Source organism: Paenibacillus sp. FSL W8-0919, from assembly GCF_038003785.1.
Classification (GTDB): Bacteria; Bacillota; Bacilli; order Paenibacillales; family Paenibacillaceae; genus Paenibacillus_AQ; species Paenibacillus_AQ lactis.
This window is the reverse complement of record NZ_JBBOPV010000001.1, coordinates 434,140-447,785: the sequence shown is the minus strand read 5'-3', so window position 1 is coordinate 447,785 and position 13,646 is coordinate 434,140. Positions and strand designations below refer to the sequence as shown.

Annotated in this window: 11 protein-coding genes; 10 read left to right on the top strand and 1 reads right to left on the bottom strand. The window is 54.6% G+C overall.

The window, feature by feature from the left end; all coding sequences use genetic code 11:
• Positions 1-19: 19 nt before the first annotated feature.
• Positions 20-1,261, bottom strand: a complete 1,242-nt coding sequence (locus NST44_RS01855) for a vWA domain-containing protein (RefSeq protein ID WP_340897543.1) — start codon at positions 1,259-1,261, stop codon at positions 20-22.
• Positions 1,262-1,721: 460 nt separating this feature from the next.
• On the opposite strand from NST44_RS01855, the gene NST44_RS01850 reads away from it, so the two are divergent.
• From NST44_RS01850 to NST44_RS01805, 10 genes are all read left to right on the top strand, one after another.
• The gene (locus NST44_RS01850) at positions 1,722-3,890 is read left to right on the top strand and encodes a transcriptional regulator (protein WP_340897542.1); all 2,169 of its coding nucleotides are present in this window, start codon (positions 1,722-1,724) and stop codon (positions 3,888-3,890) included.
• 194 nt (positions 3,891-4,084) lie between these two features.
• Complete coding sequence (locus NST44_RS01845; RefSeq protein ID WP_340897540.1) at positions 4,085-4,510, top strand: membrane-associated protease 1; 426 nt, start codon at positions 4,085-4,087, stop codon at positions 4,508-4,510.
• A gap of 163 nt (positions 4,511-4,673) precedes the next feature.
• On the top strand, positions 4,674-5,126 hold the full coding sequence (locus NST44_RS01840; protein ID WP_340897538.1) for a J domain-containing protein: 453 nt from the start codon (positions 4,674-4,676) through the stop codon (positions 5,124-5,126).
• 34 nt (positions 5,127-5,160) lie between these two features.
• A complete protein-coding gene (locus NST44_RS01835; protein WP_340897537.1) occupies positions 5,161-5,754 on the top strand; it encodes an FHA domain-containing protein in 594 nt (197 codons plus the stop codon).
• Between the two features lie 33 nt (positions 5,755-5,787).
• Positions 5,788-6,306 (top strand): FHA domain-containing protein, encoded by a 519-nt coding sequence (locus NST44_RS01830; RefSeq protein ID WP_340897535.1) that lies wholly within the window; start codon positions 5,788-5,790, stop codon positions 6,304-6,306.
• 12 nt (positions 6,307-6,318) lie between these two features.
• The gene (locus NST44_RS01825) at positions 6,319-7,158 is read left to right on the top strand and encodes a PP2C family protein-serine/threonine phosphatase (RefSeq protein WP_340897533.1); all 840 of its coding nucleotides are present in this window, start codon (positions 6,319-6,321) and stop codon (positions 7,156-7,158) included.
• Between the two features lie 53 nt (positions 7,159-7,211).
• Positions 7,212-8,984: a PP2C family protein-serine/threonine phosphatase gene (locus tag NST44_RS01820; protein ID WP_340897531.1), complete on the top strand. Its 1,773-nt coding sequence runs from the start codon at positions 7,212-7,214 to the stop codon at positions 8,982-8,984.
• 5 nt (positions 8,985-8,989) lie between these two features.
• On the top strand, positions 8,990-10,279 hold the full coding sequence (locus NST44_RS01815; RefSeq protein WP_340901405.1) for a normocyte-binding protein: 1,290 nt from the start codon (positions 8,990-8,992) through the stop codon (positions 10,277-10,279).
• Positions 10,270-10,962, top strand: a complete 693-nt coding sequence (locus NST44_RS01810) for an iron-dependent peroxidase (RefSeq protein ID WP_340897529.1) — start codon at positions 10,270-10,272, stop codon at positions 10,960-10,962. Before NST44_RS01815 ends, NST44_RS01810 begins: the two co-directional genes overlap by 10 nt.
• A gap of 25 nt (positions 10,963-10,987) precedes the next feature.
• The gene (locus tag NST44_RS01805) at positions 10,988-13,639 is read left to right on the top strand and encodes a molecular chaperone (RefSeq protein WP_340897527.1); all 2,652 of its coding nucleotides are present in this window, start codon (positions 10,988-10,990) and stop codon (positions 13,637-13,639) included.
• The last annotated feature ends 7 nt before the right edge of the window (positions 13,640-13,646 follow it).

The following is a 13,646-nucleotide window of genomic DNA, read 5'->3' as shown; positions in this document are numbered from 1 at the left end:
AGCAAGCAAGCCGGCCAATTTAGGCCGGCTTGCTTGCTGTATCTTCAGGGATACTCAGAGATGCGGCCGAAGGCGTCTTCGGCCCGCGGCCTGCCCGATACGCTCTATAAGTTAAAACGAGCTCGGTACGTCCGTCCTCAAACGTAATATAGATTTGCTCACGGTCATTTAACACGATCCTCCGATCCCGAGGCATGACTCTGCCGTTTTTCATAATTACGCAGCGGCTGCTGCTCTTAACGAGCAGGCGGTTCCCGCGTCCGGCTATAAACCGGATACGCGAAGCTTCAGGCAGCGGCTCGTGAACATCCAGCTGACGGAACAAGTGCTGGAGCGTCAACGGCTCCTGCCGGCCGGCATGGTTCAGCAGCCAGTGCTTCATCGGCGGGCTGCTTCCGCTTGCCGTACGAAGGAATAAGCCCTCCAATCTTCCGGACAACGCCTTTGCAGGACGTGTCAGCGCGTAGGCGACAGCTCCGGCCAGTACGACCGCCGCGGCTCCGATCCAAATCGGAAGCGCGCGAAGAAATACGGAAGGAGCCTTGGAGGAAGCGGCCAATATATGGCGGACCGCGGTTGCCGCTTCTCCCGGTCTGGCCGCTTCGGCGTAGGCCCCGCCGGTATCCGCCGCAAGCAGCTGCAGTCTTTCGCGCTCCGCGGCTCCCGCCGGATGAATCGCAATGGCATCAATCGGAATTGCGCTGCTCTTCGCTTGATCGATGACCTCGGCCAGCCGGGCCTGACCGGCTCCGCCGGCATCGCCGCCGCGATAATCCATTCCCCCGTCAGACAACAGCAGCAGCCGAATTTCACCGTCATGCCCCTTGGCCCGATGCGCCAATACGCGATCAACGCCTGTACTTAATCCGAGGGGCAGATCAGAAAAGCCTGTAAAGCTTATCCCCTCCAGAGACTGAAGCATGGACGCTTGATTGGCGCTTCCATTCGCTGCCGGCGGCCGCTCGTCCGAGAGTTCTTCGTTATAGGCGATATATCCCGTAAGGGAAGAGGATCCGGCGAGCTCCCGATGGATGTCGAGAATTTCACGGAGCGTGAAGTCTGCCTTGCTCATCCGCATGGAATAGCTGGTGTCGATCACCATGATCGTCATCGGGCTCTTGGAGCCGACTTCCTCAGCTCCCTCAGAGTCCGAAGGTTCTGCAAGGCTCACCGGCATTGAAGCAAGGAGCAGTATCATGACTAAGGAAACGGATCGGCTTATGCCGGATCGCATCCGAATCCATCGATTTCTGAACATCATCGTCCACCGATCCTTTTTCATAAGATGGATATCCGTTATAAATCAAATTTGGATGATTATTCCTGGCAGTATACACCTATTCAACAAAATACTGATTAACCCAACAATTTTCAAGAAGATTTTATCGACAAAATTTTTAGCATTAGGTACGAAGATTTATAAAAAAAGGTAGATTATTCCTAAAAAAGCCCTGTAAAACTATGAAAATTTTTCATGCTAAATGTTTTATTGTGCAGAATAATTGGAAGTTCATTGTTAGTAGAGACATTAATCGGAAGGAAATAGTAGGGAAAACAGGAATTAGGGCGCAGATACTGAGATTAAAGAACTATTCTTCCTTGATTTGACAAAAATTCAATATGCTTAATATGATAATCGTGATCATCAAGGGGGAACGAAGCACTAGAGGATAGAGAGGAGGACGTTATCGGGATCATGCGATATTCCGATAGCCCTGACCATGGACATTATTAATCAAACGAATCGAACGATGCTATTCGAGGAGATTAATCCGGAAGTGCTGGATCTGCTTACGCTGGTGGGCGATGTTCGGGGAATCGACAGCCTCAGCGATGAGAAGATCAAAGAGATTAACCGGCATTTGCTGGTCAAAAGCTTTGACGAATTTCTAATCAAATTTTCGCCTACGGTCTACTCCTTCTACAACGCGGCCAATCAACGGGTCGTGTACACACTGAAGAAGCCGGAGGGCATTCCTGCCGAAGCGATCTCGGAAATACAGGTAAACCAGGATAATGATTTTCTGAAAATGCTCTTTACCCTGATTGATACCAAGAAAAGTCAGGGCATTCCGAACGTGGACTTTAAATTCGAGAATCTGCTCGATATGATCTCTCCCAAGAAAGTGATGGACGACATTCGTCAGGTGCGCAAGGAGATCCATTACCTGCACGGGCAATACGAGAGTCTGGACGAAGACGATCCGAAGAAGCTGGAGCTAGGGGACAAGCTCAATATGATGTTTGAGGAGGCCAGCAAGAACTACAACAATGTGATGGCGATGCTGCCGCTGGCCATTGAAGACATCAAGATGCGCCTGCTCCTTGGTGGATCCCAGGAGGACAAGCAGACAGAGGCCGTTCAGATCGGGATGCTGTCCATCGGCGACAACGGCGAGCTGAAAATTATTGAAGCGCCGAAGAGCAGCAGCACCGAGCTGGTGCTATTGGAGGAATCGGCAACCGGCGAGTTGGCTCAAGTATTTGAAGAGGACTACGATGCCGTTACCGAGACGCCTTCCGCCTATGTCAAGGATCTGGTGGTCCGCACCTTCTGTCCGCTGCCGTCCGTGCAGAATGAGATCGATATCGAGACCGAGGTTCGGAATTACAATACATATCTGGAGTTTTACAAGAACGCCAAAGACGATTTCGTAAAGACCGTGAAGCCGCTGGTTGAGAAAATCATCGGCGTCAAAATGTTTTTCGACCAATATACAACGAAGAACCGCGGCATGCAGCCATCGCTCCTTGTGACGAATACGAAGCTGGATATGCTGACGAAGAGCACGAATATTTCAAGGCTTGAAGCTTACCTGAACACGGTCAACTCCAAGAACGACTTCACGGACACGGTATGGTTCGGCATCGTGCCGTCAATCGAGCTGGAGTCCTCGGGAAGAGCAAGAATCAGCCGTGAACGCTTCCGCGGCAGCGAGAAGGCGCAGAAGCAGGAAGGGAATACGATGGAGTCCCTCACCATGCTGCTGCAGACGGTAAAGAACTATAAGGTTCAAGTGTTTTTCAGCTTTGAGACCGGCGAGGAGACGACATTTAACAACCTGGCAACGTCAGGCGTGGACAAATATATCGACAAATGCTCCGTGCTGGCCCGCAAGGAATACAGCGAATTCGCGATTCCATGCCTTCCGAACTTCACGATTATTCCGAAGGACAAGTCCGGCGTCATCATCGACAGCAGAATGCTGCAAACCGAACACGGCGTACAGCTATCCAAGGAGAAGGAGGACATTCTGAAGCTGTGGATCGAGGGGGTATATGTCGGTGCCTCCTACGTGGCCGCAGGCATCATTTCCGCATGCCAGTGCCCTGAGTATTTGCGGGAGAACTTCAAGAATGTCAGCAGGGAGTATCCGGGCGTCCGCTTTGACATCGAGGCCGGCGACAACAGCCTGAGGGCCGTAACGACCATGGCCAAGGAGATCTCCGGCTTTACGAACAACATCAAGGATGCGATCAATCGCCGCAACTTCGGCTTTGTCTTCTCCTCCGAAAATTCACAGCTGCAGGATAAGGATATCCGGCGGATTACGGTATACAAAGCAAGAAGCATGGCCCCTGCCGAGGACGGCTACGATGCCTTGTACAAGACGCTGGTGAGCACCTATATCGAGCGGATGCTGCGCTTCCAGACCGGAGACTTCAAGCATGAGAACATCATCCGGTTCTTCAGCAACAACCCGAGCAGCCAGAAGAGCCGCTGGATGTCGACGCGCGGATTCGTCAACTCCATTCTTCAGGAAGGCGATGACATGAATTTCACGATCGACGAGAAGACCAATCTTTGCCAGATCGATCTTGCCTATAACGGCAATGTGAAAAATCTGGAGGTCACGATCACGAAGAGCGCATCCGCGGTCAAAGCGTAAGAACGTTACACCAAATATCGATATCCTTCGGACCGAGTTTGCCGGAGCACGGCGGCGATCAAGGCGGCGGTGAGGGGGACCGGTCCGGCATCAAGGATATGTTGGAGGCGACCGGTTCGCCGGTTGCTTCTTAACATACACCCGTCCGCAAACATTTCCGGGCGGGAAGCAATTATCCATTAGGAGGAATGAACATGGGATTCAGATTGAAAGTGGAAGGCGCAGAAACGATCGAGCTCGGACTCGATAACATCAAGACGGTTACTTACGACACGGACACGCCGGACGACTCCAATGCCAGATCGACGGATGTGGGCGCAACGCTGCTGATCACGGGCAAAATCATCACGGCGGTGGACGGCGAAGCTGCGGACGATACACTCAAGCTGGCTACCTGGTCGCTGGTACCTGCCGAGAAGGCGGACTGCTACCGAAAGGTTACGCTGGAAGTTATTGCGGCTGACCAGGTCGTCCGCAAGGTGTACTTCCCGAACGCTTTCGTTGTGGATTACAAGGAAACCTTCGGCGACAGCGAAGGGGTCGGTACGTTCAGCGTGCTGATCAAGCAAAAGAAAGACAAAACCGAGCTTGCAAAAATCGAAGGCGGATACGCAGTTTAGTTTACTTACATACAGCCTAGAGCCTTCGCAAAACCGGTGGAACATTAAGAGGCCGTCACTGGCCTCTTAATTCCATATCCGCTGCATCAAACCATGCGGCTTTTTCCCGCTGCGAAGAGGCGAGGCGTTTTTTGAAGTCAAACATTAACGGGTGATGAGCAGCATGAACTTTTATAAGGTGCTTGGGGTGGAGCCTTCCGCCACCGCAGCAGACATTAAGCAAGCCTACCGGAAGCTGGCCAAACGCTATCATCCGGACGTGAACCAAGGAAGCGAGGAGGCCGCCCGAAAATTTCGGGAGGTACAGCAAGCCTACGAGGTGCTGGCCGACCCGGCAGCCCGCGAGAAGTATGACACCCGGGGGAGGGCGGGCGAATCCCGGAGGAGCAATGAGGCCGGAGGACGCGGCTCAGGCGGTTCCCGGGGAGCGGGGGACAGGCATGGCGAGCCCTTCGATCCGTCCCGGATGGAGGAGCAATTCTCGCAATTCTTCGGGTTTTCTCCGCGGGACAAATCCGTTCCGAAGGACGGCAGTCCCCGTGCGGGAAAGGAAGGCCCGATTGATACGAACCAGACCTTCGAGCGCTTTTTTGGCATTCGGAAGGGAAAACCCTGATTATCGATTTCCTTAAGTAACGGAGGGAATAACGTTGAGAGATTCATCCGGCTTGGCAGCCGACCATCAGGCGCAGGGCAGTCCGAAGAGATCCGGCTGGCTGATCGCCATGGATCTGGCGATTGCAGCGCTTTCGGCTTTCGCCTTGATTTATGTATTTGTTTACAGTGACAGCACGGTTCTTCAATGGACGGCGGGCATCGTCACTGCTGCCATCCTCACCGGCTACATCGTATATTATGCGCGCAAAAGATCCATCCCCAGTGAGCAGGCTTTCGAAGCGGCTTCGCCAATCTCCAAGCTGATCCTGCTGAACGAGGAGGGGGAACGTACGAAGGAATGGTATATCCAGGGCGAAACCTCGCTCTTGATCGGCAAGAGCTCCGCGGACGGAGAAGCGGACGTGGATCTGTCCGATGCCGAGTATGCATCGCTGATCAGCAGAAACCACGCCGTCTTGAACCGCGTGGCCGGGCTTTGGTATATCGAGGACGTCGAATCGCGGAACGGTACGGGAATCCAACGCGGCGGAAAAGGCTCGAAGACAAAGCTCGAGCCGGATAAGCCGTGCAAGATCGACCCGGACGATATCATTTACATCGCGAATACGAGACTGATGGTCAAGTAGGGAAAAACTTACGATTCGGAGGGAACGAATGTTATGAGTTTGACGAGATGCTCCAATGGACATATGTTCAGCACGCGCAAGCACGGAACCACCTGTCCATATTGCCATATATCCGTAGACCATCCTGTAAAGAGCGAGGTTCGCCTGGCGGCAGCAGGGGACGATGACAAAACGATGCCTTACCTGGGCGAGACGGAGGGGGTCAGCCCGGTTACGGGATGGCTCGTATGCATTGAGGGACCGCAGATCGGTCAGGATTACCGGATCATGGCCGAGAAGAACTTCATCGGCCGGGCCGAGGATATGCATGTACGGATCATCGGGGACAATACGATCTCCAGGAGAAATCATGCCGTGATCGTATACGACCCGAAGAAGCGGAATTTTTATCTGCTGCCGGGCGATGCCTCAGGCCTGGCTTATCACAACAATGAAGCTGTGTATTCCCCGGTGGAGCTCACGCCATATGATGTCGTCCAGCTCGGACGAAGCAAATTCATCTTCATCCCGCTGTGCGGCCGCCACTTCGAGTGGGAAAATACGGCGGGCTAAGGGCGGTCATTCATGCGCGGCGAAGAGTACGTACCCTATGTTGTCACACTGTTGTTTGCGGCGGCGCTGATCCTGTTGGTGATATGCCGGCAGCGCATGCTCCGGCGGGAAGACAGGCCCGCCGTGATGATCGGAAACGGACAGACCATCGGCAGAAGGCCCGAACAGGACGACTACTTCTCCAGCGTATCTACCGACTGCGGGACGCTGGCCGTTCTGGCGGACGGCATCAGCGGTCTGGCACACGGCCGCATGGCCAGTACGGTGGCGGTATCTGCGTTCATTCGGGAATTCATCCAGCTTGAGAACGGAAGCGATCTGCCTTCCTACTTTACGCGGGCCGCGCGAATCAGCAACCGGGAGATTCTGCACCGTCTCCGCGGTGGACGTGGCGGGACGACGCTGGTAGCAGCCGTTGTGCAGCATTCCAAGCTCTATTGGGGCGCAGTCGGCGACAGCACGATCAGCGTGTTCCGGAACGGGCAGTTTATCCCGATGAACAGCAAGCATATCCTCGAATACGAGCTGGAGGCACGATATCTCGCCGGCGAGATAACCAGGGAGGCGATTGCAAGCCACCCGATGCGCAAGCGGCTCGTCAATTATTTGGGATTTGATGGCTTCAAGAATTTGGATATCAGCCCGGAGCCGTTTACCCTCCGGAAGGGGGATAAGGTGCTGCTGTTAAGCGACGGCGTCTATAATGCGCTGACGGAGCTGGAGCTGGAAGAGATCTTGACGAAGCGAATCAGCCCGAATGAAGCAGCGGAAGAGATTATTCAAGCTGTCGAGGATAAGGGCTACAGCGATCAGGATAACGCAACGGTGGTCATTTTGGAACAGATGCGCTAGTTTTTAGCGATGCTGCTTATGATCATGGATCGATACGAAAAGCGGAGGTACGGATGAGAAGGGAAAACAGTGAGTTCCTGACGGAGTTTCTCTCCGAAGGGGGGACTTCCTTAACGAATAAAGATTACTTCGCCTATATGGAGCTGGACGACATGGCCTGTTGGGTAATGGCTGACGGGCTCGATACGGACGACGAGGTCGAGAGCGCAGAGACCGCGGTCAAGGTGCTGATGGAGAATTTTCAGGAAAAACCTACACTGTCCCGGTTCCGGCTGAAACGCTATCTGAAGGAAGCCAGCGATATTCTAAAATTCGAGAGCCGGCGCGTCAGACTTAAAGCCAGCCTGGTGATGGTTGTCACCAATTACTCCAAAATGGTCTACGCTGTCTCGGGCAACAGCCGGCTGTACCATTATCGCCACGGACGATTGAAGCATAAGAGCAAGGACCAGAGCGTGGCGCAGGTGCTGGCCGATCGGGGCCGCCTTAGCGAAGAAGCGGTCGACCGTCATGAGGAGCGGCATAATTTGCTGAATTACTTGGGGATACCCCGGGGATTCAAGCCGTATGTGTCCCGAAAAAGAAAGCTCAGCGACGGCGACGTACTGCTGCTGTGCACGTCCGGCGCATGGGAGGGCGTAAGCAGGGGCGAGATGCAGGCGGCTGTCGAAGGTGCCGAGAAGCCCGCCGCGCTGCTCGATACGCTCGAGGATGTCCTGCTCAGCAAGCAGCGTCCGGTCATCCCGAACTATTCGATGGCAGCGGTATATGCCAACAAAACCTATCAGGAAGACCCGAATCGGCGAAAGAAATACATCAAGCTCGCATTGGCCGTTCTCATTCCCCTGATTCTTGTCGGTGGCGGGACTTACGTGTACAAGGTGCGGGAAGCGGCCAAGAAGGCCGAAGCGGCTGCGGGAATTGTGCAGCACGAACAGAACGGCGATCAATACATAGAGGATGAGAATTACGCGGAGGCTGTCAAGGAATACAGCGAAGGCCGCAATGACGCGATTAAAGTGAAGAACAAGGTACATACCGCGCTTCTCGGCCGGAAGCTGCGCGTCTCCCAGCTTATACTCGAGGGCGACAAGGTGCTGAAGGAAGGCGATTACGAGAAGGCGCTGACCCACTACGGCAAGGCCAAGAAAGAAGCGCAAGGCATATCGGTATTCGACCCGCAAATCCTTGCCAAGAAGGAAGAGGACGCAGGCAACGTGCAGAAGGTGATGGAGCTGGTGAAGGAAGGAGAGCTGAAGATGCAGGGCGGCGACTATGCCGGCGCCAAGCTGGTGCTGGACCGGGCGCGTCTGTCCGCTATCGAGCATTCCCTGGACACGGTCGAGAAGGATATCAAGGCGACGCTGGACGAGGCGGATCTCAAGCTTGCGAGCATTGCCAGGGAGCAGAAGAAGCTGCAGGGCGAGAAGCTGGAGGCCAAGGCCGACCGCAGCCTGGCCAAGGAAAATTATGAAGCGGCGATCGATACCTATATCATGGCGCAGGCCATATACCAAGAGATCGATATGCTGGAAAAGGTGCTTGGCCTTGAGCGGAAGATCACCAAGGCCGAGGAGAAGCTGAATCCGATTCCGCAAGCCCCTGCCGGTCTGCCCGTACAGCAGCCCGGCATCATGGCCGACGGTCAGTATGGGGTAGTACCGGGAGGATATGCCGCGCCAAACGCCGGCGGGCAGATGATGATCACCCCGCCCGATCCGGTTCAGCCGGAAGAAACGCAGGCTCAGGATGAAGGGGAGGCCGATGCTCTATCTGCGGACGGAGCGTCAGGGCAAGCGGAGGACGGGGAGGATGAAGGACGTTGAGCAGCATGAGAGAGGTCGTGTCCGACCGGCTGAGCCGGATGGAGGATTTGGAGCAGCGGCGGCTGCTGAAACAAATCGTCAGCGGCGTGTTCATGAACCTGGTCGATTATCAGGAGCAGATGAACCGAAGGCTGGAGCAGCGCATATTCGATGAAGTCGAGCAGGAAGAGGATAAATATGACGTCTATGTAACGGTCTGTCCAAGGGACGAGCTGGACCCGGTTCACCCCTATCTGTTTCCGATGATACCGGAGGATGTCCATAAGAAATCGATTGATATGCATACCATCGCTGACGGCATTAGTCATGGCCGGGAGGTGACATTGACGACCCTGTTCCTGGAATGCCGCCATGAGCTGCTGCGCCCGCTGTGGACCAAGCATCGAACGTTTCAGGGGGAGATTCAAACGACGCTCGCTTCGTACGAAGTTCAGGTTCAGCTTCGGCCAAACCGCATATACGTAGACGAAGTCGAGAAGCTGTACCACCTGTTCCGAAGCAATCACCTCCCTTGGAGGACCGTGAATCACCCTTACGCGGCGAAATTTTTCGATGTTGTTCTCGTCGGAAGCAGCGGCGGTTATCCGCTGTCGCCGGAGGAAGATCTGGTTGAGATCGTCGTCCATCTGGAGGAATTCGAAGCCTATAAGCGCAGCGATATGGTTCCGCTCTGGAATATTGAGCCGTTATATCTGAAGACCATCGGATTTCCTTCCCCCGCATGGGATAAGGTGAACTACGAGCATGTGTTTTCTATTCGCAAATCGGGCACCCAGCACGGTTATCTGGTGGATGCCGCGCCGGAGTACATTCGATACATCAAGCATGGCGCTTATGAATTGACCGTAGTGTCTCCGAAGGAGAAGGCTGGTGTGTGGCGGTTGTTGAAGGTCGTTCGTCCGTCTTCTCTCGATGATCGGCCGGCTGCATCCTATGAATTGGTATCTAACCGGCGGGATGGCGGCTTTACGGATGCCTATATTCGGCAGCATTCCCCGGTAGTCCGGACGAAAGGAGAGATCCTGCGGATCATAAGCCTTCTCGAGGACTACCGCCTGCAGCTGGTGGATATCCGGGTTGCCGATGCTTCGGAGGGGCACGCCGTTACCTATGACATGAATCCGTTTATCGACGATCGGGTCCGGACCAAGGCCGGACGTGCCAGGCTGCGGCTCATGTTCCGGTATGCGGGGGCCGAGCCTGCGAGCTTCTTGATCGACGATTGGATGAGCTTCTTGGTATCGGAGGTGCAGCTGTATTTTCCCGAATATGTATGCGAAGGAGAATGGGCGTGAACTACATATGGGATTTCATGATCGAAGCGGAGCGTTCAGGCTGGGAGAAGCGGGATGTGGTATTCGAGGCGGCGCGGATATTCTCGCCGTATATGGAGCTCAGTCCGTATGAGCTGAACGCTTCCATCGAACAGCGGGTGGAAATGAATCCGTTATATAGGTTCGACGATATTCTCGGCGGACTGGCGGATATGAATCTGGATGCGGATACCGAGCTGAGAGAAGCGCTCTTTGATATCGTCGTGCATTTCCTGGCGGATATCGACCGAATGCAGGGAATGAACCGGCGCGAGTTCTATATCCAATTTGTTCTGCGGGACATCAGGGAAGGCCGCTTCGGCAAGCGGATCCAGGAGCATATTCAGCTGTTCGGGAGGGAGGAGCAGGAATGGATTGCCCGGAATGTGCTGCAGCTTCATGAAACCGGCGAAGCGCTGCATTGGTATAAGGACACGCTGCGGATGGCCTTTCCTTCCTGTATCGTCTATTCCAACTGCGAGACGCAGGATGAGATCATTGCCGTCCTTGGAGTTTCCGAGACCCCGGAAGGCAGATGCAGGGCTGATCTGATCCGGGATTTATTCCTTCCGCTGCGGTTTCATCTGGAGCTTTATTGGGAACGGCATTTTGGCATTATCGGAATTGGGGACACGATGGCGATCGGAAGCACGGCATTATATTAACTGCTGGAGAAGAGGGGGAAGGACGATGACGATGTATTCCTACAGGCTGTATACGGGAAAAGATGGCCGCAAAGCGGAGTATGACGCCAAGTATACCGCAAGCGAGCTGGCCGAAATGACCACATTCCAGCTGCGGGACATTTGCTACAGGGAGAAGCTGGTGGAGGGCTTCGTGAATACGCTCGACCGCGACAAGCTGATCTCGCTCATCCTCAAATTTCGGGGAGCCGAGGGCAGAAGGCTCATTCGCAGTTATAAGAACGGCGGGTTTGAACGGGTTGAAGAAGCGCTGCACAAATATTTGAACCAGCCGTTATCCGGCGAAGGCGGCATTCAAGCGCCGGTCAGGATGATTCTCTATCCGGGAATGAGGGTCGACCGCAAGGACGGCTACCGCGTGACTGCCGGGGGAGCCTTGACGGAATCGAACGTACTGCTCGTCAATGAACAGAACGAGCTGTGCGGCATTTTGAATCTGATCAAGGACGGCGACGAGCCGGGAAGCTTCTTCCTCGCCGCCGATCAGGAAGCGGAAATCCGGCGGACCCCGAACCGGAACTACAGCCTGCTGTTTTTTCGTCAGCAGGATTCGGACTATCTACATAAGACTTACTACGAGGAGGAGCAGCTGCCTCCGACGCATCTGTATTATTACCGCATCCCGGTAGCGGAGCTGGAGATTCGGGAGCTGGAGACGACGTCCGCCGTATTGGCGATCGACTTCGGAACGACGAATACGACGGCCGGTGCATATTTGGACAGCAGCTACGTCGGAAACCGGAGCGAGGCGGACGTGCTGCAGGAGCGGATCCGGCTGGATGCGATCAATTACGTGTCGTTCGCGGACCGGACGAAGAAGACGGAGGAATGGATCGAGCTGCTGCCGACGGTGATCGCCGTGAAGGATTGCTCCGATCCGTCAAGCATCGTCTACGAGTACGGCTTCGATGCGTTAAAGACGATGCGCAGCAGCGGATACAGCTCCCATGCCACCGTCATGCACGGCTTGAAGCGGTGGGTGAACGATTACCGGCGCATGGAGGAAGTGACGGATGCCAGCGGGAATATGGCCGTAGTCGCACGGAGCGAGCTGATTCGCTCCTACCTGCTGCATGTCATCGCAACGGCGGAGCACCAATTTAAATGCCGGTTCAAGACGCTGCATATCTCCAGTCCGGTCAAGCTGAAAGCGCAGTTTATGCAGATGTTCCGGGACATCTTGCCGGAATACACGATCGAGGGCAGCCGGCAGCTGGATGAGGGCATGGCGGTTCTGTTCAATACGATTGCCGATCAGATCGAGAAGAACACCTTCATGGACGGAGCGGCCTACAAAGCGCTTGTCATCGATTGCGGGGGCGGGACCACGGATCTGTCCTCCTGCGAATTCCGGATCGAGGACGGGCATATCTCGTACAAAATCGATATTCATACCGCCTATGAGAACGGGGATACGAATTTCGGCGGCAACAATATTACGTTCCGCATTCTTCAGTTCATGAAGATCGTGTTCGCCTCGTACTACCGGGGCGGCAGAGGCCTGGCCGATATCGACCGGCTGATCGATATTCCGGGCAACGATATCTTCCGTTACGTGGACGAATACGGCGTCCAATCGGTGTACGCGTCCTTCGAAGCGGCTTACCGCGAGGCGGAGGAGATCATTCCGACCCGTTTCAAGCTGTACGAGAACCGGACACGCGAGGAGTACATGCGGGTAAGGAACAACTTCTATTTTCTCTGGGAAATGGCGGAGAGCATGAAGAAGGAGTTTTTTCATAAAACAGGGGTTCTCCGCAACCGATTTCAGAGCGACGAGGAGATCGGCCGTGAGAACGATTTGAATATAACGGCTGTCGACCGGTGGTATCTGTCCGTCATGGAGAACGGCCAATTCAAGGAAGTGTACCAATATCCGGACGTCGTCTTTAACATCAAAGAGATCAATCATCTGATCAAAGCGGACATTTATGAGATCGTGCGCAAGTTTCTCGATGAGTTCTACCGCAGCGGCACCTTGCAGGATTATTCGATCATCAAGCTGACGGGGCAATCGTGCCGGATCGATGTGTTCCGCGAAGCTTTGAAGGAATTCGTGCCCGGACGGAGCATCGAATTCAAGCAGAAGGCGGCCGATACGGGACAGGTGCCGGATTTGAAGCTGGCGTGCCTACGCGGTGCCCTGCGGTATATCAGCGCCCATAAGGCCGGCAGCATTGAAGCGAATATTGTCCATCACGCGCCGGTCGTGCCGTATTCCGTAACAGCCTTCACGCACAACCGCCAGGAGCGGGAGCTGGTCGTCTGCCACCAGCGGCTGGATCAGATTCACGGGTTTATCTCGCGCCCGGCCGATGTGGGCGAAGTGGAGCTGTTCCTGAAGGACAGTGCGGGAAAGCTTCGGCACAAGTATGTATATACGAACGAGGCTGCAAGCCATCGTGCGGTGCTGTATGAGGAGATCGAGCAGGAATACGGCAGCCACATCCCGCAGGAGGAGACCGATTCCATCGTCAACGGCGAAGTGAAGTTTTTTGTGTTCGCCCAGAACCAGCATTGGGGCTTTCATGTCGTGCCGGTCGCCAGGCGCAAGGAGCAGCTGTTTGTCGGGGAAGCGAGATTTTTCGCATTCGAGAATGATTTGTCAGAGCTCGATTTCTTCGACGGATTGAAATAACCAAGCG